The sequence below is a fragment of the Fictibacillus nanhaiensis genome (assembly GCF_042686385.1).
GTDB classification, from domain to species: domain Bacteria; phylum Bacillota; class Bacilli; order Bacillales; family Fictibacillaceae; genus Fictibacillus; species Fictibacillus nanhaiensis.
This window is the reverse complement of the sequence record NZ_JBHUPF010000006.1, coordinates 708,762-735,746: the sequence shown is the minus strand read 5'-3', so window position 1 is coordinate 735,746 and position 26,985 is coordinate 708,762. Positions and strand designations below refer to the sequence as shown.

Below are 26,985 nucleotides of genomic sequence, written 5' to 3'. Positions count from 1 at the left end.
AGCTTAGGGATTCATAATGCTAACAGTTTTTTAAAATAAAATCTTGAAATATTCAGTTCAATAGGCTTTAATTGTTATTTTGATTGTATGCTTCACTATTTGTAACAATCACACTGGTTTTTGAAATAAATTTAAGCTCCAACAGAAGTCAAGTTTGCACTAAGAATAATCATTATCACCAAAATAACGAAGAGAATAATACGCTTCAAAATAATTCCCCTGTAATATTTATTACTACTTAATAAGGATAAATTCTTAACTCTAATCGCATCTTCCTTATTCAACAACCCTGCTACGTTTGTTTAATAAGTTCCATAAAAAAAGGCGTTAATCCTTCTTAGATCAACGCACCCGATTGTTGAATAAACTTTTTATATCCATTTTGCAAACCACGCAACATAATATGCAGCCGGGATAAAGATAAGTTGTGCCATGAATGTACCTACAAGTTTTGAGCTTATCATCGTTAACGAGTAACTTTTCAGAAAAATATACTTGCTTTCTTTCTTAACCACTCTGTCAGCTAGAACTGAAGCTTTTGGATCAATGAATAATGTTAAAAGGATCGTTGCAATACCGTTAATAATGCCAGATGACATTAATGCTGCTTGTGCATAATCTTTTGGTACCAACATTGAAGCATAAATAGAAGAAAGTACGCCTATTGTAAAAACCGCAGAGATTACAACATTTATAACAAATAAACGTTTAGGAATGGTACTCATTGTAATTCCGTTTAGATATGAAATCTTCGGAATTCTAATACACTTTATAAGTTTTTTAAATCCGCATAAATTTAAATTCTTAACTAGTAGTTTAATTATTGAACCTCTTTCATTTGAAAGCTGAACAATAGCTCTTGAAAAGATGGTGATGAATGTCGGAAATAACAGTATACCAACGATAACACCTACGGACGTTACACCAATTAGTACGCGATATTGTCCTTCAATAAAGGATAATTTATTTGAATTTGGTGCCTCCGCAATAAGTTTTGCGGTTAAAGGTTGTTGGATCATCGTAGAAAATCTCGATACAATAACCATTGTACTGAACAATGATAACGCTGTAGCTATGAGCTTTACTCTAGCTCCAGATATTCGGGTTGAATAAGCTAAGGTTTCAATGACCGTTATTATTAAAAGAAAAATAGATATGATTATTACTTTACCTGTGATTAAGTCCATTTTTTATCTTCCTTCACAAAGAATAATACCAATTATTTCTCAACATTCCCCTTAACACAAGCATAATAGCAAAAAAGCTTTCTTATTTACAGATAAGCACCTGATTGTGGAATAAGTAACAAGTAAGTTAACAGTTATTTAAACATAGATTTCAGCTCTTCAGGAACAATTACAACATCCTGAATTTCATATTTATCGTTAGGAGTTAAGTTAAGTAAAACCATTTCGTTATTATCAAATTCTAGCAACTGATAAGTTTTATAAGTTGTACCGGCACTCATTAATTGTTTTACTTTTTTTAAACCTTCATCTGAGATTTGTTCCTTTCGCCCTTCAGCCATAAGAGTTTTAGCGAGTTCGTAATTTTCAACTCTAACAGCTTCCTTGAACGACAATCCTACATCAACAGGTTCTCTTTTAGTTACTCCTTTCTAAATAACAATTCCTAAAAAAAGATTTAAACAAACAGAAAAAGCAATTACAATACTTTTGAGTTTCATAATTACCTCCCTTGTATTTATTACTACTTGTTCTTTCGCAATCCTGCACGGTTTATGAGTAAGAGAAATGCGAAGAACCATCTTATTGATGTCCAGCCATTGTACCCGATTGTGGAATAACTAGTACAGGAAGACTTTCCAATAGGTATAGTAATTTAAAAAATAAAACGCTCTGAGTGTACGACTCAATACTTTATTGCATCTAATATTAATGATGGAAAGGCTAGTTTATCTCCTTGATTTCTAGGATCAAACTTCTTGGAGCGAAAAATAACACCATCCTGACCATCCCATTCATTAAAGTGAAATTGACCGTCCTCATCACAGTATTCAAGTAAAGTTACTTTATACCCAGCAGCTTCAAATATTTTCGTTAAAGTTTTATAATTATAAACTATTTTATGACTTGAAGCAGGATGGTCTATTGGTCCAGGTCCACCTACTTTTATTATGTTTTGGTAATCCTTGTCTCGAAAATATCCATCAGGAACTGCACAACGAATATAACCTTTTGGTTTTAAAAACTTATAACATAGTTGTGCTGCACCAATCCCTTCTTCATAGGAAAGGTGCCCCCAAACGTGTTCGGCGAGAATAGCTGTTAAAGAATTTTCATCAAATTTTTTATTCCAGGTATCCATATCAATTAAATTAAGTTCATCTTGCTGAGTATGTATCCAACCTAGATTATTATTGTACTCGCCTGCTCCAATAACTACTTTGATTTCTTCTTGTTTTATTACCAATTGTTTCACCCCGAAGTTATTTATTGTCTATAAAACACAAAGGTTATTCTATTCACACCTCAGAATTCACCTATCCATGAAAATCAATCTTACCTTTAAAATTCAATAAAAAAGAGCACTTCCCCTTCTTGAAGAAATGCACCCGATAGTTGAATAGAAAAACAAATAAAATCCAAAACGTTTTTATCTATTTAACTTAGTGTTTAATACTTCTATTGAGAAAGCTTCTATTAATTCTTCTTTTTAATTAGTTGTCTAAGGTCCACAAATAAGTACATAGAACCTACAAATATCAACAGAAAAATTATAAATTCCATAATATCAGGTCCAATAAACCCGTTGGTGAATGACAAGAAATAAAACAAAAAACCGAATGAAATGTATATAGATGCCGTTATATGTTTCATAATTATCTACTCCTCATTTAGAATAAGTAAGATTTTCCTTCTTTCACAATCCTGCTCGGTAGTTCAATAAGTTCCATAAAAAAAGCGCTAATCCTTCTTGGATCAACGCACCCTATTCTTGAACAAAAATTGATTAACTAAAGCACGAGAAGTTCCATGCTATTCACGTCGTTTTATTCTTTTGTCTGGTCCTTATATCTCCAGCAATTCTATGGAATTACCATCTGGATCTGATATTCCTACTGAGGATCGACTCTCCTCTCTATTAATTCCCTGAATATGTTTACCACCACACTGAGAAACTTTAGAAAGTATTTCTTCCAAGTTTGATACTTGTACAGTAAATTGGATATTATTTTTTTCAGCTTTTATACCCAGCATTTCATTCGGACAAAATAATAAACCAATTTCCCCAATCTTTCCTTTATAAAATCGAAAGTCCCCCACCTTAAAAGGACTCAATTCGGCGTTTAAAAGTTGATTGTAAAAATTAACCATCTCGTCCTCTTGGTTATAAGCAATTGTAATTTGTGAGATTGCAAAAGATATTCCATTCATAACTAACACCTCCATCTCTTATTCAGCAATCCTGCTACGTTTGTTGTTTATAATTAAAAACAAAAACAATTTTGTTCAAAACTCTTCATTAAATAATAATTTTGTTTAACCTCATTAGTTTAGAGCCATTGACCTCAGTGGAAAAACTAAATTTTTCGTAGTAAGATACTAATCTGTCAGGACAATACAGCTCTACCCTTTCAACATTAGCTACCTTAGGGTGTTCTAAAATTTCGTTGATTAGTAAAGTTCCTATCCCATTATCTCTATATGATTTTTTTGTAATCACATCAAATATAAAAGCTCTATAAAGAGTATCTGTAATAACACGAGCAAAGCCAATCAATTCGTTAGTTTCGTTACTTAATATACCTATACTTACCCCGCTATTAGATATTAGTTCCTTAATTGATGATGGATCTCTGTTTTGAGTCCACCACTCGTTTTTAAATAATTCATAAACCTCTAATATAAGGTCTTCGTTAAACTCTTGAATAACTGTGTAATTCATCTTTTACCCTCATTCATTTATATATTTTGATTTACACCAATTATTTCAAATTTATACAATTTGTACAATCTACTTCTTCCACAATCTGGACCGTTTGTTGAATAACAGAAATAAAAAAAGACTCACGTTAAATGAGCCTTTTAAATATAAATTATGCGATTCCGGTTAATTATGAAAAATCACATTAATCCCCAACAGCAGCATTCCGATCCACTACATCATGGACGAGAAGTACACCTAGTTGATGGTGCTCATTTTGATAGAGTGATCCTTGAACGAATCTAATCTCACCATTCAGGTTAAGAACTTCAAGTTTGCAGTATGCAGCGTTGATTTGAAGGGCTTGGTACAAACTTGTTTCTTGAGAAAGTGTTACTCCGTTTACTTTCACAATGACTTCGCCGATCTTTAATCCCATCTTTGCAGCAGGTGTTCCTGGCACGACTGAAAGAATCATAACTCCCTGATCTCTTGGCACAAAGTGCGAGGGTCTTGAATCATCACGTTGACTTGTTACGAGGGTGATGAGTTCGCGACCAGCAAGCCCCGCAGCAATGGCTATCGCAATTAATAGCGGTAAATTATAAAAATGACCGACTGCTGCAATGCCTGTTACGATAAACCCTAGTAGTATTACTTGTCTACCAAGGTGTTTAATCGCTTCTTCTGGAAGCGTATGTGTGACCAGCTGACGATATCCAATGGCAAACGGCACGAGGAAGAATGAAAATCCTACCGCGCCCATTGGGAACAGCGGCCACCAGTCTAGTACAGGAATGGAGCCTACAGGAAGTACTAAGAACTGAGGAACAATCCAAAATCTCGTAGCTTCATGTGCCCCAATATAATGTCCTCTTTTACCTTTGAACAGTCGAGGGGACGTGCGATCTGCACCTTTCCAGATAACCAAAATTCCTTCTTGTATCAAAAGAACACCAATAATGACCGCTAATGAATCAAGCGGCGTTTTCTGAACATCTACAATCCATCGATCTACAAAAGAAATACCAAGTTGAAACTTAGGGAGCAATAGCCCGACAACTGCCGATAAACTTACAGCATAAGCCGGGTTCATAAACCTTGTTTTAAACGTTAATCCTAATGCCAGATAGACGACTCCGATTAAAGCAATCATTCCAAGCGGCAATGTAATACCAGCTGCCACAAAGATTACAGAACCGATGAGTCCGATCAGAATACCTGGCAGCAATGAAAATATTAAATTATCAATAACAGGATGCACGCGTACTTTAAACTCTTTTCTCTCTCGTTTCACACGTTTTAATCCAATTAAAAAAGCTACAAGAATAAAAACGTAAAAAAGCGGGTGTGAAAAAAGCAGCAGCATGCCCTGAAGTAATTCTTTCACAAAGGTGTCTGTCATGTGCGGTCTCTTCCTTTCTCAACTTTCAATTCATCCACTTTTTCTTCAATACGTTTCAACCTTCTATCCGTACTCACAGCTCGCTTCACTAATAACCCCACTCCAACGATAATGGCGATCAGCACCAAAAACAAAACCAGCTGATAAAGAACATCTCCAACATTCAATGACTGCATATTGTCTACCCCTTTAAACATGACAAAGGATTTTATCTTTCTAATCGTTTGATTTTCATTTTTTTAATACCCGCCATGGAAATTCTTCAAGGATTTTATTTGTTTTTGTTAAGACTTCCCTGAATAGTTGATTGGAGCGCAAGGTGCGAGACTCCTGCGGGACAGGCCGGCAGGTGAGACACTTATACGTGAAGCGTACGAATGTGGCTCACCGCCTGCCCCGCGGAAAGCGAGCAACCTGAAGCGCAAATCAACCTCTTTCAAAGACATCGAAGCTTCACCAAAAAAATCCGTAGAGAATAATTTCCTCTACGGATAGTATTCGTGTTTCAGTTGTTTTTTCCTGCCATAATCCCTTATTTTGCAAGCAATTCAATCGCCGTTTTACGTTGAACATCGTTCTTATCATCACGGATGGAATCGATCACTTTTGCCTCCATCTTACCAGCTGTCTTCGTATCGACTTTCCCTGTTGCTGGCAAGTTGTTCGCACGCTGGAACGCGGTTACCGCAGCTTGCGTCTTTTCATCAAAATAGCCATCTTCTCTACCCGTTTGGAACCCTAAACCGTTCAACATCACTTGAGCGTTCTTTACTTGCTCATTGTTCATATCAAACTCTAATGCTTTCTTCTCAACCGTAATAGGGTTTGTGTAGAAGTAGTCTGGCTGCTTCACTTCAAAAGTAGGCTTTACCCCTTTTTTGTGAATCCAGTTTCCATCAGGTGTCAGCCACTTAAACAATGTAAGCTTGATGTTCGATCCATCCCCAAGATCAATCGATTGCTGAACCGTACCTTTACCGAACGATTTCTCACCAACAAGGTCATAGTTTCCTGCTTCTTTTAAGGCAGCAGCTAAAATTTCGGACGCTGACGCACTACCTTTGTCGATCAAACCGATGATCGGATAATCTTTCTTTTCTTTTAACTTCGAAACATAACGTTCTTTGTTGCCTTTACGGTCTTCGATCTGAACGAATGGTTTCTTTTCAGGAATGATCTGACGAAGAATGCTATCAACCGCTTCTAGATAGCCTCCTGGATTACCACGAACGTCAATAACAAGACCATCAATCTTTTCTTTTTCTAACTCAGTCAACTGTTTCTTAAAATCAGATCCCGTTTTTTCTGAGAAAGATGTGATTTCAAGTACACCGATCTTTTTCCCTTTTACTTCTTCAATATCAGAGTAAACAGTCTCAATCGGAATCTCATCACGAGTTACTTTGACTGGCATTACATCGTTTACGCCTGTGCGTTTTACACCAAGAGTCACGACAGATCCTTTTTCGCCACGGATTTTTAACACGGCTTTATACAGATCTAGGCCTTCAACGCTTTTACCGTCGATCGTGATGATCTGATCGTTTGGCTTTAATCCTGCTTTTTCGGCAGGTGAATCTTTGAACGGTGCGACGATCGTTACTTTACCGTCTACCATACTTACTTCTGCACCGATTCCTTCAAAAGAAGAATCGAGTGACTGTGTAAACTGACTTGCCGTTTCTTCATCCATATAAACGGAATATGGATCTTTTAACGTTTTGACCATTCCTTGAATGGCACCTTCAAGGAGTTTGTCACGATCAACATCTTCTACATAACGAGAAGAGATGATCTCATACGTCTTCTGAAGCTTCGCAAACTCTTCGTCGTTGTCGACTTTCGTTGCGGTCTTCGGAAGATCGTTTACTTCACCGTTCTGTACATACTTCGAATCGTTTCCAAACAGTGCCATCGAACCATACATGCCACCGGCACCAACAAGCAAGGAAAGAACAATCAGCAGGGCCAACATTTTTTTATTTACGTTCATTCTGCTCACCTCGTTTTTGCAGGAAAAGGCATCACACCCTGCAAAGTGCGATGCCTTCCATTGTAAGAGTCTTTAGGCAACAGCCTGTCTCCTACTTCACTATATGAATAGCTTGTTTACTTTATGTGTTTATTTTACCAGTAAGCCGCAGGATTTACAGCATTTGTTTTTCCTGCATTCCAAGGTCCTTTGTGAAGTTCAAAGTGTAAATGCTGACCAAATGAATGTCCAGTGTTCCCCATGTTGCCTAGGAACTGCCCTTTTGAAACAGATCCGCCTGATACAGCGCGGCTGCTCATGTGAGCGTAAACCGTTGTCCATTGCTGCCCACCGATCGAGTGAGAGATGTATACAACGTTTCCGTATGAAGATGAGTACTCAGAACGAATAACTGTTCCATCTGCAGCTGCATAGATCGGAACGGTTCCACCTTGAGCGATGTCGATTCCTTCATGCATACCACTACTTCTGTTACCAAATCCAGAAGAAATTCTTCCAGCGGCAGGTTTGATGATCATACCGTTACCTGAAACAGGTCCCATTGAAGGAGCTGATCCACCTGAAGACGATGATTCACGAGCAGCTTTTTCACGTGCAGCTGCACGAGCTTGTTCAGCACGGAACGCATCTTCTTGAGATTTTAGAAGGGCACCTTCGTTTTCGATCTTATGTGCTTCAGCATGCAAGGAGTCTTCTTCTTTTTTAAGAGAAGCCATCAGACGAGTTTTCTCATCCATTTGCGCTTTTAATTGCTGTTGCAACGCTTGTAATTCTTTCATTGCGTTTTGTAGGTTAACTAGTTTTTTCTCAACGTCTGCCATCTTTTTCTCTAGAAGCTCTTTATCTTTCTTTTGTTCTTCTAAAAGCTGACGATCTTGTTCTGCAATCATGTTCAATGCTAGAACGCGGTCAAGAAAATCACCAAAATCTTTTGAACCAAGAACAACTTCTAAGTAAGAAACAGCTCCGCCAGATTCATACATAGAGTTAACACGTTCTTTTAATAGAGCATCTCGCTTATCGATTCGCTTTTGAACAACAGCGATCTCGCCCTTTAATACGTCGATCTCTTCTTTTGTTTCTGTAATATCTGTTTGTTTCGCTTGTACTTTCAGATCTGTTTCAGAAGAAAGCTTATCAATCCTTGCTACTTCAGCCTCAATCGCTTCCTGGCTGCTTTTGTTCTTGTCCAGCTTAGCTTTTGCAGCCTCCGCTTTCTTTGCATTTTCTTGTTGTTTTTTCTTGATGCTTGATAAAGATTCCGCGTGAACGACGGATTCAGAGTGATACCTAGTAAAGGCGCCCAGTGCTAAGCTTAGTGAAAGCACTGTACCAACCACTTTCCTTTTCATTCGTTTTCCTCCCTAACCCCAATTAATTGTTTCGTTTTTCTTGGATCTCTTTATTTCTGCTATCTTTACTTAAATCTTCAAGAACTTACGAACAGACGTTAAGCTTCCCCAAACGCCGATCACTCCACCAATCAGAATCATCAACAGCGCTAGCTGCGGGATAAGTGGTGTTACTGGCAATAGCTCAATGAATACTGTTCCTAATTTTTGATTAACGATATCGAAAATCGCTTGATAGCCTACTGTGATAACAACGATCGGAAGTACAGCACCCGCGACACCTAATGCAAATCCTTCAATGAAGAACGGCCAGCGGATAAATCCATTCGTCGCACCAACGAGTTTCATAATTTCAATCTCGCGTCTTCGTGTTACGATTGTTAATTTTATAGTATTTGAGATGAGGAACATCGCTGTGAATACAAGTCCTAATACGAGGACGATCCCAACGTTGCGGGCAACATCTGTTACTTTAAAGAGTTTCTCGACGGTCCCTTTTCCGTACTCAACTTTGTTTACAAATTTAAATTTCTCAACTTCTTTTGCTACAGCAGCCGTATCTTGTGGCTTTTCTGTATAGATGATGAACGCATCTCGCAGTGGATTTTCATTCTTAAGTGATGAGAAGGCTTTCCCTTCATCTCCTAAACTTTCGATCAGTTCATCAAGACCTTCTTCTTTAGATTGATACTCTACCTCTTTTACCTTACCAAGCTTTTCGAGCTCTTGTTTATAACCATCGTAACTTTCAGGCTTTTCTGTTCGTTCGATGTACGCTCTGATCTGTACATCGTCTTCAATCTGACTTGCAATATAGTTAATGTTCAAGAGGATTGCCAAGAACACGCTTACTAATAGCAAGGTTACCGTTACAGCAGAGATGGAAGCAAAGGACATCCAGCCGTTTCTTCCCATGCTCTTGAATGCTTCTACAAAATGTCGCTTTAAAGTTCTAATCTTCATAGCCGTAATCCCCCTTCGCCTCATCACGTACAATTCGGCCGCCTTCGATGGCGATTACGCGCTTTGTGATCGTATTTACAATTTCTTTATTGTGAGTTGCCATAACAACTGTCGTTCCACGAGTGTTAATCTCTTTAAAGATATCCATGATCTCCCACGCTGTTTCTGGGTCAAGGTTACCTGTCGGTTCATCCGCAATCACAACTGGTGGATGGTTTACGATTGAACGTGCAATGGATACACGCTGTTGCTCTCCACCTGATAACTCATCAGGGAACATGCGCGCTTTGTTTTTTAGTTTTACAAGATCAAGAACTTCCATAACACGTTCTCTGATCACTTTTGGCGATTCTTCAATAACTTCAAGTGCAAAAGCTACATTTTCGTATACCGTTAAACGCGGCAACAGTTTAAAGTCTTGAAAGATAACCCCAATCTTTCTTCGTACTTTAGGAATCTGTCTTTCTTTCATTTTTGCAAGGTTTGTTCCATTAATAATAATTGAACCTTGTGTCGGTTTCTCTTCACGATACATACATTTTATAAACGTGGATTTACCTGCTCCACTTGGTCCGACTACATAAACAAATTCACCTTTTTCTATGTAGACGTCAATTCCGTTAAGTGCCATAACACCGTTCGGATACGTTTTCCAAACATCAACCATTTCTATCAAACAAAATCACTTCCTTACTACCCCAAAAAATATTTCCCTGATCAATCAACAAGTTCTATATAAAGGTCTTTCGACAAAAACGCGATATATGTCATTTTTTTTCCGCAATAACTATTATAACATCTCGTACTGACAATTTTATTACAGTTGTGTTTCATCTTCCCTCAAACAAGGGACCATGGTCATGTTTTCTGATTTACGTAAGACATAAAATACGACACAATTCGCTGTAATCCTTCATATATCATTAAAAACCTGCAGGGAGACTTTTCGACACAAGCACTATAAAACCGACCATCGCTAAGAATTTTCGGGTCTTTTGGCCTGGTATTGTAGGGGTTTTTTCATAAGATAGTTCTTTAATTCTAGTAAAATGGGCACCTATGTGTGAATGGTACTTGAAAACAAAAGAAAACCAGTCGAGACGAGTCCCAACTGGTTACAGTTTTAAGTAATTATCCGCGTTTAAAGCCTTCTCCCAACACTTCATTCGCATTTACAACGATTACAAAAGCATCTGGATCTACACCTTTTACGTATTGTTTCAATTTTGTTACTTCATATTGAGCGACTACGACCATCAACATCGGTCGTTCATCTTGTGTATAACCACCGAACGCATTGATTTTCGTAACCCCTCTATAAATGTGAGTCAGAATCCCTTGACGAAGCTCATCTTCTTTATCTGAAATGATCAACGCCATCTTAGTCGTCCCTAGCCCGATCTGAACCACATCAATCGTTTTTGCCGTAATAAACATTGCAATAAGTGCATACAGAGCTTGTTCGATCCCAAAAAATAGTGCAGACGACGTAACAATTGTTCCATCTATAAGAAGGATGATCGATCCGAGTGAGGCACCCGTATATTTATGGACGATCTGTGCGAGCAGATCAACGCCACCCGTAGACGCTTTTCCACGGAACACGATCCCAAGACCAGCCCCAATTCCAAGTCCACCAAAAATCGCGCCAAGCAATGGATCTTCTGTAGCTGCTCCCCATCCTTCAAAAATAAAAACGAAGAAAGGAAGCACAACGGTTCCTACGAGCGTTTTTGCACCGAATCGTCTGCCGAGGAAAAATAATCCCGCAAAGAAGAGCGGAATATTTAAACTCCACTGTACAATAGAAGGTTTCCATTGAAAGAGTCCGTATAGGATCGTCGATATACCGCTCACACCGCCAGAAGCGATCTGGTTCGGTAACAAGAATACCGAGAATGCGAGTGCCACTAGTCCTGATCCAATCACAACATATACATATTCTAAAATGAGTTCAACAGTCGGGTGAAGGATCCCACGACGTTTTCGCATAGCCATCATCATTGCTGTCTTAACCCTCAAACTTTCATAAGGAATTTCTTTAAACCGAGAAAAAGTATACCAATCACAGTATACCCTTGTAAATGAGACCTTAGTGCCGCGGTGATGGGGTGAAGTGTGGGGGATGACGTTCGAGTTGGTTGAGGTAGTTTTTTGGTGTGTCGTAAATTATGAGAAACGTTGATTAGTGTCGAAAAATCGACTAACGTGATATTAACTCAATTAATGTGAATATTACTGATTTAACGTGAAATTATCGAAATTAACGTAAATATAATTCAATTATCGTGAATATCGTGCGTGTCATCATAAATTCATTGAGTTAAAATACACTGAAAATAGCTATTTCACCTTTTGTTCACCTCTCAAAAAACCTTCATAGTAGAAAAAAGTAGCTTAGGAGGTCCATTTTGATTATAAAACATCGTTCTCGACCTATTATTATAAAAAAATTAGAGTCACTTCTAAAGAGATTACCTCTATTAGATGAAAAAAGAGAAGAAATTCGCAATGCACTTAGAAAATGTTTATCTGGCTATCGAGGCGAACAGTCTTTGGACTATTATTATCGATATTTGACATCCAACAACCTCCGCTTTCTACACGGAATTAGAATCTTACATAAAGATTACTTTTTTCAAATCGACACCCTTATAATCACTCCGAACTTCCTTCTTATTATTGAATGTAAAAATATCGCAGGACACTTATATTTTGAGAGTCCATATGATTCAATGATTCGTTCACTTAATAATCAACGAGAAGCGTTTGATAATCCGGTTGAGCAAGTGAAACGACAGTCTTATCACTTGATGTCTATTTTAAATGATCTCAAATGTCCATCGGTCCCAATTGAATCCCTCGTGGTTATGACCAATTCATCAACGATAACAGAATTCTCTCCAGCCTATAAAGAAGCTCGCTCAAAAGTAATCAAAAGCTCAGGTCTAGTTCCTAAAATTGAAGTGCTAAGCAACAAACACCCAGGAACAATACTCTCAATAAAGGAAATAAAAAGAATTATTAAGCATCTTCTAAAGCAGCACCTACCTGAAGATCCGGATGTTTGCCGCAAATTTTATATTGATCCTGATTCTCTGTTGAAGGGTGTATTCTGCCCTGAATGTGATGTACAGTTTTTAAAACGTCACCAAAGAAGTTGGTATTGTTTTACATGCAGAAAAGTTTATAAAAATGCTCACGAATCAGCATTATTGGATTATGCTCTGCTAATTTCCATGACGATTACCAACAAGGACTGTAAAGAATTCCTCAACTTACCTTCAACCAGTCAAGGTTATCACATCCTAAAATCGCTAAACCTCCCCTTCACAGGTAATCGAAAATCCCGCATCTACCATCTTGATAACCTCGTTAAAAAAACAACCTCTAAGGAAGACGTTTCTCCTTAAAGGTTGTTCCACTATCAGTTATTGCTGGATGCCTAGTTCTACTAGGATGGTTTCTAGTGTTTTTCCTTTGTATTTCTTTCTAGGTGACGGTGTATCATCCACATGCTGATTTTGCAGCAGATAATTGGTTTGTACATATTTCATATCTTTTGCATCCACCTTTCCGTCGAAGTTAATATCTGCATCACGCTTCGCTGTTCCCCACGCGTTTTGAATCTCCATCGCATCATAAATGTCGATCACGTTATCCTGGTTCACGTCCCCCGCTTTTACATCAAGTGCGGTAATAAATCGGCTTTGACCGTAAAGTTCACCATTGTGTTCAAACCCGATATAGACTTTCCCTTTCGTCAAAAAGTGTCCAGGGACTTTCATTTCAACTGTGAATGCTTCTTTTTGCAGAGGCAGCTTGTCGTACTTGTATTGACCGTTGTCCGCAATGCGGGCTGATGGATCATGGGCGTTCCCTTGTGCATCGATAATCTGTAAAGAGCCACCTACTTTCGTCCAATCACGTTTTTCTGTAACGGTTCCTTCATCGTTTTTGAACCCTTGTGGTGTGATGTAACCATTGGCTGTAGAGAATTGTGGCTTCACTAACCAAGCAAAAGGAGCTTGAAGGACTGTTGTTGTGATAGTATTGTTATCCGTTACTTTTACATCCGGAAGCACACCTGCTCGAGTCGCGTAATAGGCATCACTTACTTTTAGCGTTACGTCAACGAGGTCAGCATGATCTAAAACACCGCTTTCTTCATTAAACTGAACCGTTATGACGCCATCTTTTACATCAATAGAGCCTTTATCTTTAAAGGAGTCACTTAGTTTAGCATCAACTAGTGAGACCGCTCCATAACTGCTGCTATTCAAGTTCCATTCTGCTTTTGTAAGATTCGTTAAGTTGTCTAACGAAAGGGTTGCTTTTACTGTATCTCCTGTTTTCAACACACCTTCTTTACTCTTTGTGTAGGAAACGGCCGTACCTTCTTTAACAAAATAATAATTTTTCTGCATCGCTTGATTTCCGGCTAAATCAAAACCGTCCATACGGAAATTGAGTGCCTTAACTTTTTCATTCATCGCAATCTCTTCAACGAACTTTCCTTCTTTGTCCATTTTGATTGCAGATGACGGAAAAGCGGAGTTCCAATAGTAGATCATCTTGTTTGAAGATTGATCTACGTTAAGGCCAACTTCTTTCATCTTGTCTACAAGTGGATCGTTAATTTTAATATCGAATGGATAGGTTGCTTGACCTGGTTTGTATTCTAAAAACGGTGATTCTCCGTCAAGCGAGCTTTCAAATGTTGGTGCTTCAATATCAATGAAAACGTGGCGATTTTCAATAATTTCTTTCCCAGTAGCTGTGGTAGAAATGAATTTAAGTTTATAGTGACCTGCTGGTGCATAAGAGACCTCAGAATCGATCGGCTCTGTTTCATCACCTGTGAATTTGTAGTACATGCCACTAAATGCGTTTAACACGTAATACGATTGGTTCTCGTTACGTCCACTTAAATTCAGTGTTCCGATAAACCCTAGATCTTTGCCTGTCTTTCCGTCTTGAAGAACCACTTCCATTTTCTCCATTGGTGCTTTAAAGTTAAATTCCATACCCGTGTAGATAGCGCGATACCCAAAGAACCCACCTTGGTTCAAATAGTTTGGAGCAATTGCGGGTGTTGCAAGCTCTAACTTGTTATAACCTTCTTCTGTAATACGAACACTGAATGGAATTCGGTATTGCTCGGCTGACTTTGCATGGTTTGTTAGTGTGATATACCCTTCATAAATTCCCTCTTTGGCCTTTTTCGGAATGTCGATACCCGCTGACACCTTTTTAAAATCTTCACCAGCGATCTTAATTTCCTCTGGAATGTTGATTTGAATGCCATTTTCCTTCAGGCTTGGTGAACCTTTTGTTTCTTTCACTTCAACTTTGAACGTTTTCTTTACGTTGTCATGGTTTTCAATTGTAATGGACTTTTTCAGTGAGAGATTTTTACCAGCATAATGACTACCATATGCAATGCCGCCTGTACGCTCTTTAATCTTTACGAGATTCGTAGAACTAGGAATTAACGTTTCATCGTTTACTTGAAAACTTGTCCCACTGTAAACCGCTTGATAAGGATCTACACGACCTGCACCTACTTCAAATACCGAGTAATCTCCGTTAAGAGGATCGGCAGTGTTCATTAAAATCGTTTTTACATCTTCAGGCTCTAAGTTAGGATTAGCATCGAGCATGAGAGCTGCGATACCAGCTGTATGCGGAGCGGCCATCGATGTACCTGAATATCGAGAATACGCATAATCATAATTTTCTTGATGGGTTGGGTTCACCATATAAGACGGTACGGTAGAAAGAACGGCAACCCCAGGTGCAGTAACTTCAGGTTTCATATCGTACGTTTGTCTTGCAGGACCTCTTGAACTGAAAGCCGCTAACCGATCACCTTCTGTTTGAACCTCAGTATATTTGCCGAACGTAAAATTCGATTTACCTACAGAGATCTGAGACTTAATCTTCTCACCCGCTGCTTTTGTTAACGAAAACGATGGGATAAATGTTGTCGACTCACCTAAATTTGCTTCGATCACTCCATCGACATTGTTATATAGAAGTACTGCAACAGCACCATTTTGTTTCGCGATTGTTACTTTTTCGTTCAGTGTCGTCTCACCACGAGAGATAAGAGCGATCTTCCCTTTTACATCTCTACCTGTGTAATCAGCCGCCTTTCCTAACCCCACATCAACAAGATCATATGATTTACCTTGTAGTTCGTTTAAATGATCAGCGTAATGCCGTGCTAGTCCTGTTAGTTGAATGCCACTCTCACTGCCCACTGATCCTGTAAAAGAAGCAACCGTCATCGGTACATCGCTCGCTCCAATCGTAAGAGCTAATGCTGCAGCACCAGGAGAACCTAGTGTGTATGCGTTAGGACCAGAGTTTCCTGCAGATACGACAGCTGTCACGTCATTAAGAACCGCATAGTTGATCGCTGTACTCGTCGGATAATATGGATCGTTGATACCGGCACCTAATGAAAGATTGATCACATCCATTCCGTCTTTTACAGCTTTCTCGATCCCCGAAATGATGCCTTCAGAAGAGCCCGTCCCATATGGCCCTAGTACACGATATGCATAGATATCGGCATCTGGGGCTACACCTTGAACGGATACATTCGGGTTCTTGCCTTGACCAGCGATCGTTCCGGCAACATGTGTACCATGCGACGTGTAATAGGCGTTGCCGTTAAACTCAGGTTTTTTAGAGTCTTGCCAGTTTTTATACGTCGTTTCCATCGGATCGCTGTCATTATCGACAAAATCATAACCGCCCTTATACACATCTTTTAAGTCAGGGTGATTATAGTCGATTCCAGTGTCTAAGATTCCCACTTTAACACCTTCACCAGTTATTCCCTCATTATGTAGCTGATCAATTTTCAAGTAAGGAATGCTCTCTACAGATGTTCCCGCACTGTTGCTGTTTAAGGCTTTCTCTTCTCCCATCGCAATCGGGTCGACTTTAAACGTTACATCTTTGTAAACGGCCTTAACGGCTTCTGATTGTAAAAGCGTTTCTACCTGATTCGCAGGAAGCTTCATCGCCACACCGTTATATACGGTTTTGTATGTGGAAGTAATTCTGTGTGTTGATTTTTTGGTCATAGGTCCGACCGAAGGAATGAGCTTCTCCACATCTTTCTTAAATTGAGCATGTTCTTGATCTACTTTGATGTCTGCTTGCTGTCGTGTGATCTTTTTGCCTTTCAACTGTGCATCTAATACAGCTGCTTGTCCGGGCTTTGACTGAAATTGAACGATTACGGAGATTTCTTTTTCACTCTGTAGATCTTCTTTTTTAAAGCCTTGAAGGCCGAAGACATCTGTAAGTTCAAGCTGCTTTAAAGCTTCTCTTTGTTTAGCGGTAAGCGAAGTCAGTATATCCTCAGCTTTAAAAGGTGCAGCACTTGTTTTTGGCGTAAACATTGTTGTGTTTGGAGATAGCAATAATCCCGCAGCTAAGGTAAGTGCCGTAGATTTTTTTATAAAAGATATTGTTTTCATCATTTCCCTGCTTTCTTTGTGGTTTTCAAATCATTTTTTATCACCTATTGAAGCGGTCTAATTAATGAATATCTTGGATGTTAAATTTTTCTAGTAAAACAAACTGCGGTCAGCACCTCTTTTCTATTTTTTGAATTTTTAGTAGATTCATATGTAATTGTAAATGCAGGATTGCCTTGTCGCTATCGGGGTTTCACACATGACTTGCTACCTATATCAACACAAAACTTAATAGGATTTTTTAAAAAAATGAGGTGTGAAATAGGGAAATAGCCTTAAAAAACGTTCAACTGAATTGGGGTTTTCTTTAGTAGAATAGAAAAAGGAGAGAATTTCTTAATAGAGATAGGGGGGCATCTCATGCTTGAAGGAAAAATCATAAAATTCTATCGTGAGCTCAGAAATATGACACAAAAAGAGCTTGGAGACGGTATATGTTCAGGTACACATGTGAGTAAGATCGAACGAGGATTGACTGAGGTTTCCAATGAAACGATCCAGTTTTTAGCGAATCGATTACAGATCGATATTCAAAATGAGATGAATTTGTACAGAAGTGTGGAACTTCTCTTAAAAAAATGGGAAGAAGCAATCATCATGAAACTGGACGTCAAAACAGAGAACATTAAAAAGCAACTCGAACAGATCGCTTTGTTGCAGATCCCAGATTTTCATCGCACCCACACCCTTTTATTAACACGCTATTACATACTCACCGAACAAAGAAATAAGGCAGAAACCCTTCTTCAAGAGATGGAAAGATGGACCGAACTCTCACCTCGTGAAAAGAGTATGCTTCTGCATATTAAAGGAATCTATGGACTTCAGATGAAGCATGATTATTACGAGGCTATCGATCTCTTAAAACAGGTAGACTCTACTTATTACAACAACCCAGAATACTATTATCATATGGCTGTCGCGTATCACTCTACCAATTCCCGCGTCCTGTCATACTATTACGCTAGCAAAGCGCTTCGCTTTTTCGAAAGGTCGCACTGCTATGCCAGAGTGATTGAAACAGAAATGCTCATGTTGATTCAAATCGAACAAGAGCCAACGAGCGGGCCACAGAACGAAAAATATATAGAACTGATCGAGATGTGCGAGAACTTTGGCTTGGAAAAACAAAAAGCGCTACTTCTTCACAACTTTGGCTATCACTCCCTTCTCCATGGCCATTTTGAAAATGCATGTCAGTACTACAAAGAATCGATGCAGCTAAAAGATCCTAACACTTCCAACTACTTAGGCTCACTTGAAGGATATGTGAATGCTGCCACTCTTTTAGGAAAAGAACCGATTACAAAGCTTCTTCAACTCGCAGAAAAAGGAATAAAAACAGCGCATGAGAACGGAAGCACTACGTTTGTTCACTTCTTTCAGATGCATATCTATCGATTGAAAAAGCAATACGACGAATATTATCATTACCTCGAAACAGAACTGTATCCGCATCTAAAAAAACTAGGTTATGTCTTGCCTGCTGAACACTATGAGATTATCCTGTTTGATTTCTATCATCAAAACGGAGATGTTAAACGGGCTAATGAATACGCGAAATTCATAGCAGACAAGAACCGTCGTACGAATCATTTTGTTTAAAAAATACATAAAGAAAGGAAGCCGCAGCGGGCTTCCTTTTCGTCTTTTAAGAAGGACGTCTCATTTGCACGACCTTATTTTCTTCTTCCATGGCGAGCTGTTCTTTTACGAGTTTCTTTTTATAGACCACGCGTGACAGCATGATGCTGATCTCATAAAGGACAAGTAGTGGAATAACGACTAGAAAATCCGACACTAAGTCTGGCGGTGTGATCAAGACGGCAACAACAACAAGTCCGAAGTACGAGACTTTTCTAGCTTTTGTTAGCACTTGTGGATTTAAGATTCCGAGCGATGTTAAGAACATAACCACCAATGGAATTTCAAACAAAAAGCCAAACGGAAGCGTTAGATTCATCATGAACTTAAAGTATTTTTCTGAAGTGAAGAACGTTTGGAAATGCCCTTCAGATAATCCTAACAGGAAATTTAAAACCATCGGGTAGACGATAAAATAACCGAATGATAAACCTAGTAAAAACAAGAAAAAGAGTGCTGGAATATAGGACAGTGTCACCTTCTGCTCTCTCTTACTCAGTGCTGGTTTGATAAACATCCACGTTTGATGAGCCGCAACCGGAATCGTGAACGCAATCGCGATGACACCGGATATCATAAAATACACCCATAAAATCTCGCTTGGTCCAAGAACAGCAAGCTGCTGATCCAAATCACGGATCAGCCAGTCATAGATCGGCTGAACGTAGAAAAAGGAAACAGAAAGAACGGTTATGAATACGGCAAGTGTAATAATAATGCGTTTTCTAAGCTCACCAAGGTGTTCCACAAAGTACATTTCTTCAGCTTTCATCATAAAACAGCCTCCTTTCTATCCTTAGTGGTTCATTTTTGTTTGATGTGTCTTGTTTGGACTTTAGGTTCATGTGTATTGGAGTTCAACCCACGAGTTTTAAATCTAGCCCATCATGAACAAAAAGATGCGGACTCTAACCGCGCCCGCATCTTCCACTTTTCTTTATTTTGACTGCGGCTTTTCTTCTTTTTCATCAGAAGACATGAGGTCTTTCGCTGAGTTCTTGAACTCGCGAAGCGTGCTTCCGAATGCTCGTCCGATCTCTGGCAGTTTAGATGGCCCGAAAATGATAAGCGCAATGATTAAGATCAAGATTAATCCGGGTACTCCGATGTTTGTGAAACCCATGTAGATCGCCTCCTCAAATTTTGGTGATCATTTGTTACTTTCTGTCTCAAAAAAAATTAGAACTTGAAACCAGTAATTGCTACAACAGATGGACGCGGCGTGTTGCCTCCGCGTACTTGCGGCCACGTGCTTGTTGGATTTGCTTTATCTTTCGTTTCCTCACCTGGGTGCTGAACACTTAGGAATAACGTTTTTTCATTCGGCGTGAAAGATGGTCCTGTTAACTCTGCTTCTTTTGGAGCAGATGCAAACTGGAACGCTTCTCCTTTAACACGGCCGATCGTAGGGATCATGAACATGCCATTGTTACCAAAGCTTGTCCACGCACCAGAATTCAGCTTGCTTGATGAAATATCCGTCACTGTCCATAGGTTTGCGTTTGAATCAAACGTTAGATTGTCAGGTGCACTGAATCCGCTTTGACGACCGCCTGCTGCAAAGATCTCAAATTCAAAGCTCTCTGCGCCATGATCTTCATCTTTTTCAAAAAAGCGTGTGATGTGGCCATGAATGTTACCATGTTTGTCGTTGTTCGTGTGTGCGATGAACACCGTACCGTCAAGTGGTGAAATCTCCACATCTTCCGGGCGATCTGTTGGTGTCGCACCTAGAAGGATTGCCGCATCGTGTGCGTTAACTACTACATCGCCTTGTGTTTTAAACTTTTCTAATAGGTCAGCTTTTCCTGCTGCTTTTTCACGAACCGCATCGATCGTTAATGGTAGCCATTTGCCGTTAGCAAGATCTGCTGCATAAAGTGTTCCCTCTTCTAAAAGCTTGCTGTTGTCTTTGCCTTTAGCTGCAGCGTACTTGCCTTTACTTACAAACTTGTACACACAAGCATCCTTTTTGTCATCTCCCATATAGACAACGACACGCCCGTCGTTTGCAATTCCAACGCTTGCATTTTCATGGTTGAAGCGTCCAAGAGCCGTGTGCTTTCTCACTTTAAAGTTTGGATCAAATGGATCAACTTCTACTACCCAGCCATAATGTGTTTGATCGAGATTAGCGGCTTTTGACGTATCTTCGTAGTTTTCTTCGCAAGATAACACCGTGTTCCATGGTGTACGTCCACCTGAACAGTTCGCAAATGTTCCTTGTGCAGAAGTTGCACTATTTACAGCTGCTGTCCCTTTCGCTGGTCCTGTTAGGGCGAATGGTGTTAATCCTGTTACACGTCGAGCGTACTCTGAATTCGTCTCCATCATCCACTTGCCGTTCTTCACTTTCACTTCGATAATCGAACCGCCTTGGTTGTAGAGCATCTTTTCAATTTGCGCCGGTGTGTATTTACCGTTCACTTTTTCTCCTTCAACATATAAAGGATTTGTATATTCGTGGTTTACCCAAAGCAAGCCATGTTCACTCGATTTGTCGATCGGAAAGTACATCGTAAAGTCATTATTAAATCCAAACGTGTCACCTTTTTTATTAATTACATCACCATAAGATGCAATCACTTCATATTGATATCCTTTTGGAAGGACAAGATCGTCTTTGTCCGTTGGTGCGATCGGGTGGAACTTAAATCCTTTTTTGCGAGGCTTCATGCGCATCAAGCTGTCTGATTGTGCATTAGCAGTTTCTGATAAAGCACCTAACCCTGTCGTAGCTGCAGCAAGTGCTGTTGCGCCTGTACCCAAATACGTTAAAAAGGTTCTTCTATCCAATGGCTTTTTTTCCATGTCATTTCCCCCTAGACCCAAATAATTAATGTTGCATCTATAAGAATACGGTCGAAATATTAAGCCACTATGTAGAGAATTTAAACAAATGTTTAAGAATTTTTAGTTTTTTTATAAAGTTCCAACGTTCGCCGACATAAAATGATCAACCCTGACGGTAGGAATATGATACAAAAAGGATTTGATTATTAGCTCATCAAACCTTTTATAAGATGAAGATTTCTGTTATAGAAAATATAAGTTGGGAAAATAGGGTACTATCCTTTATACTTAAGAAGACAAATGTCCATGTTTTTTCCCAATATACATTCCAACTTAAATAGGTATAATTAACTAGAGAGCTTTATTAGGAGTGAAGCGATGCAGATAGAAGTGGGGAGTTTCGTCATGTATAACGGCAAAGAATATCAAGTCGTTTGGATTTATGACAACGGAAACGTGGAGATCGTAACAGACGGACAACATAGAAAGATCGAGCTTGTACAAGAGGGAGATCTCACACACATACGATAAAAAAACTTCCGGAAGCAAATAGCTCGGAAGTTTTGTTTTTTGTTTTTATTTCATTTTTTGTAGTTTGTATTTGATGGTTTGTAATTGAAATTCACTTGTAATCTCTTAGTACTAGAAAGTTGTTGGTTTTTAACACCCTCGACAAGTTGATTGGAGCGGAAGGTGCGAGACTCCTGCGGGACAGGCCGGCAGGTGAGACACTTATACGTGAAACGTACGAATGTGGCTCACCGCCTGCCCCGTGGAAAGCGAAGCACCTGGAGCGCAGATCAACCTCTCTCAAAAACCTCAAATCATCATCCAAACTAAAAGGTTTTTTTACAACTTAGAACGCAAATAAGAATCAATAAACGGCGTGATCTCACCATCCATCACAGACTGCACATTACCAACCTCAGTATTCGTCCGGTGGTCCTTCACAAGACTATAAGGATGGAAAACATAAGAGCGAATCTGACTTCCCCACCCAATCTCCTTCTGCTCACCACGAATTTCATTCAGCTGTGCCTGCTGCTCTTCCAAACGACGCTGCACCAATTTCGCCATCATCATCTTCATCGCACGCTCACGGTTCTTGATCTGCGAACGCTCCGTTTGACATGAAACTACTGTGTTCGTTGGAATATGTGTCATACGAACCGCAGAGTCAGTCGTGTTAACGTGCTGCCCACCTGCTCCAGACGCACGATACGTATCGATCTTAAGATCCTCTGTACGGATCTCGATCTCCGTATCATCTGTAATCTCTGGCATCACTTCACACGAAACGAATGACGTATGACGACGGCCGGATGAATCGAACGGTGAAATACGTACGAGGCGGTGAACCCCTTTTTCAGCCTTCAAGTAGCCATACGCATTATGTCCTTTGATGCTAAGCGTTACGGATTTAACCCCAGCTTCATCACCTGGTAAGTAATCAAGCGTTTCTACTTTATACCCTTGACGCTCTGCATAACGCGTGTACATACGAAGCAGCATGGACGCCCAGTCTTGAGACTCTGTACCACCCGCACCTGGGTGAAGTTCAAGGATTGCGTTATTTTTATCATACGGTTCGTTCAATAAAAGCTGAAGCTCAAAATCATTCAGCTTTGTGATTAGAGATTTCAGATCTTTTACAAGCTCTTTTTGAAGATCCTCATCTGCTTCTTCTTTTACAAGCTCATGCGCGATCTCAAGATCTTCATAAGCGGAAGCAAGCTCTTCAAACTCGTTCACTTGCTCTTTTAATCCGTTCGCTTCATTAATCACGACTTGTGCTGCGTTTTGATCATCCCAAAACGTAGGTGCACTCATCTCTTCATCTAGTTCTGCGATACGCGCTTTCTTTGTATCGAGGTCAAAGAGACCCCCTAAAGTCGTTGATACGTTTTTCAATAACGTTTAATTCCTGTTTTACTTCTACTAAATCCATAGTCTTTGCACCTCATCTTATAATTGTTCCATCTTTAAAATATGCGAACGCTGTTAAAATTAACCCTTTTTTCACACCTGATTACAAGCGCAAAGAGAGCCTATTAAAAGACTCTCTTCTCTCACGCAACTTCCTATTCTTGTTCAGCTCCGTGACATTGCTTGTATTTCTTTCCGCTTCCGCAAGGACAAGGATCATTTCGCTTGATGTCTTGTGCTTTACGAACCGGCTTCTTCTTTTTTGCGGTATCTTGTTTATCGCTCGGAACAACGGCTTTACCTTCTGCCACTTGTTCACGCTGCATGTTTTGCTCGATCTGAGATTTTAAGATGTAAGTTGTAACTTCCTCTTCGATCGCTGCAACCATCGCTTCAAACATCTCGAAGCCTTCAAACTGGTATTCACGCAACGGATCGTTCTGTCCGTAAGCACGTAGGTGGATACCTTGACGAAGCTGTTCCATTTGGTCGATGTGATCCATCCACTTGCTGTCAACCGAACGTAAGATTACTGCTTTTTCAAACTCAGCGATTTGTTCAGCAGGAAGCTGTGTTTCTTTTTCAGCAAACGCCGCGTGTACTTTCGCTTGAATCTTCTCAATGATCTCTTCACGATCTAGACCGAAAAGATCTTTTTCCGTAAACGTCGGCTCTGTAAACATCACAGCATTCACATAGTCTGCAATCTCTTTCGTGTTCCATTCTTCTTGAACTTCCGCTTCCGGTGTATGAACCGTAACGATTCGCTCAAGTGTAGAATCGATCATGCGAAGAACGATATCACTTAAGTTCTCAGCATCAAGCACTTCTTGACGCTGTGCATAGATGATCTCACGCTGTTGACGCATAACATCGTCATATTGTAAAAGCTGTTTACGAGCATCAAAGTTCGATCCCTCTACACGTTTTTGTGCAGATTCAACAGCTTTTGTTACCATTTTAGACTCGATCGGCGTCTCTTCATCCATGCCAAGACGCTCCATCATCGTCATCAAGTTATCAGAACCGAATCGACGCATCAACTCATCTTCCATCGAGATGTAGAAGCGGGACGAACCTGGATCTCCTTGACGACCCGCACGACCACGCAACTGGTTATCGATACGGCGTGATTCATGACGCTCTGTACCAAGGATGTGCAGTCCACCAACTTCACGAACGCCTTCACCAAGCTTGATATCCGTACCACGACCAGCCATGTTCGTTGCGATCGTAACCATGCCAAGCTGACCCGCATTTTCGATGATCTCTGCTTCACGCTCATGGTTTTTCGCGTTTAGTACGTTATGCTTGATCTTACGCTTCGTTAAAAGCTGTGAAAGAAGTTCAGATGTTTCAACGGCAACCGTACCTACAAGGATCGGCTGTCCTGTTTTATGACGTTCTTCAATCTCAGCTGCAATTGCTTTGAACTTGCCTTGCATCGTTTTATAGATAAGATCCGATCTGTCATCACGCGCGATTGGACGGTTCGTCGGAATACAGATAACATCCATGTTGTAGATGTTACGGAATTCCTCTTCTTCCGTTTTCGCTGTACCCGTCATACCAGCAAGCTTGTTGTACATACGGAAGTAGTTTTGGAACGTGATCGTAGCAAGTGTCATGCTCTCACGCTGAATCTCCAAACCTTCTTTCGCTTCAATCGCTTGGTGAAGACCATCGCTGTAGCGACGACCAGCCATCAAACGTCCTGTGAACGGGTCAACGATCACGATCTCGCCGTCTTGAACAACATAATCCACATCACGCTGCATGATGATGTTTGCTTTTAACGCTTGGTTAATATGGTGATTCAATGTTACGTGCTGATAATCGTATAAGTTATCGATCGAGAACATCTGCTCCGCTCTGTTGATACCCTCTTCAGAAAGCTGAACGTTCTTCGTCTTTTCATCTACTGTATAATCGGTTTCTTTCTTCAGCTGACGGACAAACATGTTCGCCATCTGATAAAGCTGTGTTGATTTTTGTGCAGAACCTGAAATGATGAGCGGTGTACGCGCTTCGTCAATTAAAATCGAGTCAACCTCATCGACGATCGCATAGTTACGGCGCTGAACCATCTGTTCTTTATACACCACCATGTTGTCACGCAAATAATCGAAGCCGAACTCGTTGTTCGTTCCATATGTGATATCTGCTGCGTACGCCTCACGCTTCTCTTCTTTTGAAAGATCAGAGACGTTCAATCCAACACTTAAACCTAAGAAATTGTATAGCGGCGCCATGATCTCAGAGTCACGACGAGCCAAGTATTCATTGACTGTAACAACGTGAGTTCCTTTTCCATCAAGTGCGTTCAAATAAACCGGCATTGTCGCTACTAACGTTTTACCTTCACCGGTTTTCATCTCTGCAATGTTACCTTCATGAAGCGCAACCGCACCCATAATCTGTACAGGATAATGACGCATGTTTAATACACGAGCTGATGCTTCACGCACAGTCGCAAACGCTTCAGGGAGAAGGTCATCCAGAGATTCCCCTTTTTCGATACGGCTCTTAAACTCAGCCGTTTTGTTCGCCAAAGCCTCATCATTTAAAGCCTTAAACTCTTCAGCTAACGTTTCCACTTTTTCCGCAATTCTCTCGTATCTATTCAACGTTCGGTCATTGGAACTTGGAAAAATCTTTTTCAAAATGCTAATCATCCGAATAACGCTCCCTGTTCTCGAAAATTATATACCACTTCTATTCTACCAGTTTGTGAAACGAGCCACAAGAAATCCCAAATCTTTTCATCGGAATTGTAGCATTCATCGTAAAGATACTTCCTATATATGTGAAAAATTTGACACTTCCATAGAGACTGCGGACCTAAATTTTGGTAAAATAATATAAAGATGGATGAAGGAGGTTCTGAATGGAAAACACAGATCTAGACAGGACGAACAACGCTAGGCAAGGTCAAGAGATGCAGCTTCAAGAGAAAAAGCGTAGAAGTGAAAAAAGCAAAACGATCATGCTCACCCTCGTTCTCAGCTTCTTCATCATCGGGGGCCTTGGCACATGGGGATATTATTCACTGTTTGGTCCGAATTCTGTAGCGAGTGTGGACACACCGACTGATGAGGAATTGTCAGAAGCCGAAAAATCAAGCGGTACTGCTCTTTTTAAGCCAACCATAGAAGTTCCAAAGACCGAAATACAAAGGCGAATCAATGTAATTCATGAATTTTGGAACGGTGAGCTCGGCTATGATAAATGGTCGAAATATAACATAGACACACATACACCGGTATTAAAAGATATTGAAAGCGATATACGTAATAAAATTCTACCTTATGTTGCAGGTCCACTAAAGGTAGACATCGAGACTGCGCTTAGCAAGATTGAGAAAAGTATGAGTTCTGAGAGTGTAGAGCCATTAAAAGGTGTTCACCGCATCTTTCACGATCTCGATATATCGTTGAACGATTATAAAGCTAGCGATTATTGGGACGTGACGGAAACAGGTAAATGGATTAAGGAAGAAGTAAAAGAATAAGGAAGATTGGG

The 26,985-nt window shown here is 39.9% G+C and carries 22 protein-coding genes; 4 read left to right on the top strand and 18 right to left on the bottom strand.

The annotated features are described in order from the left end of the window. Nucleotides 1-371 precede the first annotated feature (371 nt). From ACFS5O_RS07225 to ACFS5O_RS07170, 12 genes are all read right to left on the bottom strand, one after another. Nucleotides 372-1,187, bottom strand: coding sequence for a lipid II flippase Amj family protein (locus tag ACFS5O_RS07225; RefSeq protein WP_205725298.1), 816 nt, complete (start codon nt 1,185-1,187; stop codon nt 372-374). A 134-nt stretch (nt 1,188-1,321) separates the two neighbouring features. After that, nucleotides 1,322-1,582, bottom strand: a complete 261-nt coding sequence (locus ACFS5O_RS07220; RefSeq protein WP_205725297.1) for a hypothetical protein — start codon at nt 1,580-1,582, stop codon at nt 1,322-1,324. 290 nt (nt 1,583-1,872) lie between these two features. Further along, nucleotides 1,873-2,433 carry a class I SAM-dependent methyltransferase gene (locus ACFS5O_RS07215; protein WP_205725296.1) on the bottom strand — a complete coding sequence of 187 codons (561 nt, stop codon included), beginning with the start codon at nt 2,431-2,433 and terminating at the stop codon, nt 1,873-1,875. Nucleotides 2,434-3,032: 599 nt separating this feature from the next. Next, entirely contained in the window at nt 3,033-3,398 is a 366-nt protein-coding gene (locus ACFS5O_RS07210) for a VOC family protein (RefSeq protein ID WP_205725295.1), read from the bottom strand. Nucleotides 3,399-3,486: 88 nt separating this feature from the next. Next, nucleotides 3,487-3,909 carry a GNAT family N-acetyltransferase gene (locus tag ACFS5O_RS07205; protein WP_205725294.1) on the bottom strand — a complete coding sequence of 141 codons (423 nt, stop codon included), beginning with the start codon at nt 3,907-3,909 and terminating at the stop codon, nt 3,487-3,489. A 184-nt stretch (nt 3,910-4,093) separates the two neighbouring features. Then, nucleotides 4,094-5,293, bottom strand: coding sequence for a PDZ domain-containing protein (locus tag ACFS5O_RS07200; RefSeq protein WP_205725293.1), 1,200 nt, complete (start codon nt 5,291-5,293; stop codon nt 4,094-4,096). Continuing rightward, the gene (locus tag ACFS5O_RS07195) at nt 5,290-5,469 is read right to left on the bottom strand and encodes a hypothetical protein (protein ID WP_318300134.1); all 180 of its coding nucleotides are present in this window, start codon (nt 5,467-5,469) and stop codon (nt 5,290-5,292) included. The genes ACFS5O_RS07200 and ACFS5O_RS07195 overlap by 4 nt, the downstream gene beginning before the upstream one ends. A gap of 356 nt (nt 5,470-5,825) precedes the next feature. Next, complete coding sequence (locus tag ACFS5O_RS07190) at nt 5,826-7,286, bottom strand: S41 family peptidase (protein WP_205725291.1); 1,461 nt, start codon at nt 7,284-7,286, stop codon at nt 5,826-5,828. 134 nt (nt 7,287-7,420) lie between these two features. Further along, a complete protein-coding gene (locus ACFS5O_RS07185) occupies nt 7,421-8,638 on the bottom strand; it encodes a murein hydrolase activator EnvC family protein (protein WP_205725290.1) in 1,218 nt (405 codons plus the stop codon). 69 nt (nt 8,639-8,707) lie between these two features. Continuing rightward, nucleotides 8,708-9,601, bottom strand: a complete 894-nt coding sequence (ftsX, locus tag ACFS5O_RS07180) for a permease-like cell division protein FtsX (RefSeq protein ID WP_205725289.1) — start codon at nt 9,599-9,601, stop codon at nt 8,708-8,710. Then, nucleotides 9,591-10,277 (bottom strand): cell division ATP-binding protein FtsE, encoded by a 687-nt coding sequence (gene ftsE, locus ACFS5O_RS07175; protein ID WP_205725288.1) that lies wholly within the window; start codon nt 10,275-10,277, stop codon nt 9,591-9,593. Before ftsE ends, ftsX begins: the two co-directional genes overlap by 11 nt. Before the next feature lie 455 nt (nt 10,278-10,732). Then, nucleotides 10,733-11,593, bottom strand: coding sequence for a YitT family protein (locus ACFS5O_RS07170; RefSeq protein WP_198768344.1), 861 nt, complete (start codon nt 11,591-11,593; stop codon nt 10,733-10,735). Nucleotides 11,594-12,012: 419 nt separating this feature from the next. Between ACFS5O_RS07170 and ACFS5O_RS07165 the strand changes: the two genes are divergently transcribed. Beyond that, the gene (locus ACFS5O_RS07165) at nt 12,013-13,014 is read left to right on the top strand and encodes an NERD domain-containing protein (protein WP_205725287.1); all 1,002 of its coding nucleotides are present in this window, start codon (nt 12,013-12,015) and stop codon (nt 13,012-13,014) included. 18 nt (nt 13,015-13,032) lie between these two features. Here the strand turns inward: ACFS5O_RS07165 and ACFS5O_RS07160 are convergent, their stop codons facing one another. Next, nucleotides 13,033-17,103: a S8 family serine peptidase gene (locus ACFS5O_RS07160; RefSeq protein WP_379838890.1), complete on the bottom strand. Its 4,071-nt coding sequence runs from the start codon at nt 17,101-17,103 to the stop codon at nt 13,033-13,035. A 357-nt stretch (nt 17,104-17,460) separates the two neighbouring features. Here ACFS5O_RS07160 and ACFS5O_RS07155 point away from each other — a divergent pair, with 357 nt between their 5' ends. Continuing rightward, nucleotides 17,461-18,705 (top strand): helix-turn-helix domain-containing protein, encoded by a 1,245-nt coding sequence (locus tag ACFS5O_RS07155; RefSeq protein WP_205725285.1) that lies wholly within the window; start codon nt 17,461-17,463, stop codon nt 18,703-18,705. Nucleotides 18,706-18,751: 46 nt separating this feature from the next. Here the strand turns inward: ACFS5O_RS07155 and tatC are convergent, their stop codons facing one another. The 3 genes from tatC to ACFS5O_RS07140 all read right to left on the bottom strand — a co-directional run bounded on the left by tatC (nt 18,752) and on the right by ACFS5O_RS07140 (nt 21,555). Continuing rightward, on the bottom strand, nt 18,752-19,516 hold the full coding sequence (gene tatC / locus ACFS5O_RS07150; protein ID WP_205725499.1) for a twin-arginine translocase subunit TatC: 765 nt from the start codon (nt 19,514-19,516) through the stop codon (nt 18,752-18,754). A gap of 165 nt (nt 19,517-19,681) precedes the next feature. After that, complete coding sequence (gene tatA / locus ACFS5O_RS07145) at nt 19,682-19,867, bottom strand: twin-arginine translocase TatA/TatE family subunit (protein WP_066245439.1); 186 nt, start codon at nt 19,865-19,867, stop codon at nt 19,682-19,684. Nucleotides 19,868-19,923: 56 nt separating this feature from the next. Beyond that, nucleotides 19,924-21,555, bottom strand: coding sequence for a PhoX family protein (locus ACFS5O_RS07140; RefSeq protein ID WP_205725284.1), 1,632 nt, complete (start codon nt 21,553-21,555; stop codon nt 19,924-19,926). A 360-nt stretch (nt 21,556-21,915) separates the two neighbouring features. On the opposite strand from ACFS5O_RS07140, the gene ACFS5O_RS07135 reads away from it, so the two are divergent. Beyond that, nucleotides 21,916-22,068 (top strand): hypothetical protein, encoded by a 153-nt coding sequence (locus tag ACFS5O_RS07135; protein WP_153237401.1) that lies wholly within the window; start codon nt 21,916-21,918, stop codon nt 22,066-22,068. 318 nt (nt 22,069-22,386) lie between these two features. On the opposite strand, the gene prfB is transcribed toward ACFS5O_RS07135, so the two are convergent. Together prfB and secA are read right to left on the bottom strand one after the other, a co-directional pair. Continuing rightward, nucleotides 22,387-23,485 (bottom strand): peptide chain release factor 2 gene (prfB, locus tag ACFS5O_RS07130; RefSeq protein ID WP_228116152.1). Its coding sequence is split into 2 segments (ribosomal slippage): nt 22,387-23,421 and nt 23,423-23,485, totalling 1,098 coding nucleotides; the frame shifts between segments, so codons are not numbered across the junction. 133 nt (nt 23,486-23,618) lie between these two features. Next, nucleotides 23,619-26,138 (bottom strand): preprotein translocase subunit SecA, encoded by a 2,520-nt coding sequence (secA, locus tag ACFS5O_RS07125; RefSeq protein WP_066397924.1) that lies wholly within the window; start codon nt 26,136-26,138, stop codon nt 23,619-23,621. 212 nt (nt 26,139-26,350) lie between these two features. On the opposite strand from secA, the gene ACFS5O_RS07120 reads away from it, so the two are divergent. Next, on the top strand, nt 26,351-26,974 hold the full coding sequence (locus ACFS5O_RS07120) for a hypothetical protein (RefSeq protein ID WP_205725283.1): 624 nt from the start codon (nt 26,351-26,353) through the stop codon (nt 26,972-26,974). Nucleotides 26,975-26,985 lie beyond the last annotated feature (11 nt).

Coding starts and splice junctions, on each gene's coding strand:
- tatC (WP_205725499.1), bottom strand. CDS start 19,516: ATGAAAGCTGAAGAAATGTACTTTGTGGAACACCTTGGTGAGCTTAGA.
- ACFS5O_RS07120 (WP_205725283.1), top strand. CDS start 26,351: ATGGAAAACACAGATCTAGACAGGACGAACAACGCTAGGCAAGGTCAA.
- ACFS5O_RS07225 (WP_205725298.1), bottom strand. CDS start 1,187: ATGGACTTAATCACAGGTAAAGTAATAATCATATCTATTTTTCTTTTA.
- ftsX (WP_205725289.1), bottom strand. CDS start 9,601: ATGAAGATTAGAACTTTAAAGCGACATTTTGTAGAAGCATTCAAGAGC.
- ACFS5O_RS07140 (WP_205725284.1), bottom strand. CDS start 21,555: ATGGAAAAAAAGCCATTGGATAGAAGAACCTTTTTAACGTATTTGGGT.
- ACFS5O_RS07170 (WP_198768344.1), bottom strand. CDS start 11,593: ATGCGAAAACGTCGTGGGATCCTTCACCCGACTGTTGAACTCATTTTA.
- ACFS5O_RS07200 (WP_205725293.1), bottom strand. CDS start 5,293: ATGACAGACACCTTTGTGAAAGAATTACTTCAGGGCATGCTGCTGCTT.
- secA (WP_066397924.1), bottom strand. CDS start 26,138: ATGATTAGCATTTTGAAAAAGATTTTTCCAAGTTCCAATGACCGAACG.
- ACFS5O_RS07160 (WP_379838890.1), bottom strand. CDS start 17,103: ATGATGAAAACAATATCTTTTATAAAAAAATCTACGGCACTTACCTTA.
- ACFS5O_RS07195 (WP_318300134.1), bottom strand. CDS start 5,469: ATGCAGTCATTGAATGTTGGAGATGTTCTTTATCAGCTGGTTTTGTTT.
- ACFS5O_RS07155 (WP_205725285.1), top strand. CDS start 17,461: ATGCTTGAAGGAAAAATCATAAAATTCTATCGTGAGCTCAGAAATATG.
- tatA (WP_066245439.1), bottom strand. CDS start 19,867: ATGGGTTTCACAAACATCGGAGTACCCGGATTAATCTTGATCTTAATC.
- ACFS5O_RS07205 (WP_205725294.1), bottom strand. CDS start 3,909: ATGAATTACACAGTTATTCAAGAGTTTAACGAAGACCTTATATTAGAG.
- ACFS5O_RS07210 (WP_205725295.1), bottom strand. CDS start 3,398: ATGAATGGAATATCTTTTGCAATCTCACAAATTACAATTGCTTATAAC.
- ACFS5O_RS07185 (WP_205725290.1), bottom strand. CDS start 8,638: ATGAAAAGGAAAGTGGTTGGTACAGTGCTTTCACTAAGCTTAGCACTG.
- ACFS5O_RS07190 (WP_205725291.1), bottom strand. CDS start 7,286: ATGAACGTAAATAAAAAAATGTTGGCCCTGCTGATTGTTCTTTCCTTG.
- ACFS5O_RS07135 (WP_153237401.1), top strand. CDS start 21,916: ATGCAGATAGAAGTGGGGAGTTTCGTCATGTATAACGGCAAAGAATAT.